Below are 1,599 nucleotides of genomic sequence, written 5' to 3'. Positions count from 1 at the left end.
TAATGGCAACCGAGGACGCCCGTACCAGCCGATGGCCGTTGAGCCGGGGAATCGAGAGCGGCGCCTCGTTGAGGATCGTGGCCGCCGCTGACGCCTGTAGAAGTGGCGGGGCGTTGACCCTGGATATCGAGAGGGGCGCGTGGCGGTCACGGTGATCGACGGGGATGATCGTTTCGTGGTTCGCCGGCGGGCTGAGCCTTGGTCAGTCGTAGGCCTGGAGTCTTGCGCGAGTTCGGGCGCCGCCGGTGGCGAGGCGAACGGCTCGTGAGATGTCGTGCGGCAAGCACTGTCCATTAGGGCGTCGCGCCTCGCTGTGGTCCATGACAGGGAGGAGCAACGATGGTAGCGGTCGCGTGTGGCATCGACTGGGCCCAGGATCACCACGATGTAGCTGTCGTCGACGAGGCGGGCGTCGTGGTGGCATCGGTCAGGATCAACGACGATGCCGCCGGCCTCAGCCAGGTCTTGGCGCTGCTGGCCGAACACGACCCGGCCGGCGGGAGACTGCCGGTAGCGATCGAGACGAGTCAGGGGCTGCTGGTAGCTGGCCTGCGGGCTGCGGGTCGACAGGTGTTCGCGATCAATCCCTTGGCGGTGTCGCGTTATCGGGACCGGTATCGGGCCTCGCGCGGCAAGTCGGACGCGTTCGATGCGATGGTGCTGGCGAACATCCTGCGCACCGATGCGGCCGCGCATCGGCCGCTGCCGGCCGACAGCGAGTTGCTGCAGTCGCTGCGGGTACTGACCCGGGCGCAGCAGGACGCTGCCTGGGACCAGGTCACGCTCACCAACCGGATCCGGACGCTGCTGCGGATGTTCTTTCCCGCCGCCCTGGCGGCGTTCGAGCGCGGCGGACGGCACCGGCTCGACTCGCCAGCCGCCCGGGTGATCCTTGCCGCGGCGCCGACGCCTGCGGCCGCAACTGCGCTGACTCCCACCGAGCTCGCGGCGTTGCTGCGCCGCGCTGGCCGTCAACGCGGCATCGTCGCCGAGGCGGACAAGCTGCACGGCTTCCTCCACGGCGAGCAGATGCGCCAGACAGCGTCTGTCGAGCAGGCCATGGGCCTGCACCTTCAAGGACTGGTGCGGCAACTCGACGCGGTCTGCCAGACGCTGCAGCAGCTGGAGCAGCGCATCGACGAGGTGTTCACCGCCCACCCCGACGCGAAGATCGTCACCAGCATCCCCGGTCTCGGCGTGCAGCTCGGCGCCCGGCTGCTGGCCGAGATCGGCGACGACCGTAGCCGCTTCGCCGACGCTCGCGCGTTACGTGCTTTCGCCGGTGCCGCCCCGGTGACCCGCTCCTCGGGCAAGAGCAGCTTCGTGCACGCTCGCCGCGCCAAGAACGACCGAATCGCCGCTACCGGATACGTGTGGGCGTTGGCTGCAGTCCGGCATGACTCCCACTGGAACACCCGCTACCGATCCCGCCGTGCCGCCGGCGACAGGCACGTCGCCGCCCTACGGCGCCTGTTCCACCTCATGCTCGGCAAGCTGCACCACTGCCTACGCCACAACACCCTCTACGACTCCGGCAAGGCCTTCGCCGAACCCGCGACCTCAACTGCTTGACAGCCACCGTTGGTGAGATGTCTCGAT

General features: G+C 68.7%; 1 protein-coding gene. It reads left to right on the top strand.

Translation table 11 applies throughout. The features are described 5' to 3' along the window. Nucleotides 1-339 precede the first annotated feature (339 nt). Nucleotides 340-1,572, top strand: a complete 1,233-nt coding sequence (locus ACLQ2X_RS28315) for an IS110 family transposase (RefSeq protein WP_425684125.1) — start codon at nucleotides 340-342, stop codon at nucleotides 1,570-1,572. Nucleotides 1,573-1,599 lie beyond the last annotated feature (27 nt).

The sequence above is a fragment of the Micromonospora sp. DT31 genome, from assembly GCF_049841795.1.
GTDB lineage: Bacteria > Actinomycetota > Actinomycetes > Mycobacteriales > Micromonosporaceae > Micromonospora.
This window is presented reverse-complemented; position numbering and strand designations above follow the sequence as displayed.

What these genes read in the sequence shown, in the direction of transcription:
- ACLQ2X_RS28315 (WP_425684125.1), top strand. Translation starts at nt 340, where the DNA reads ATGGTAGCGGTCGCGTGTGGCATCGACTGGGCCCAGGATCACCACGAT.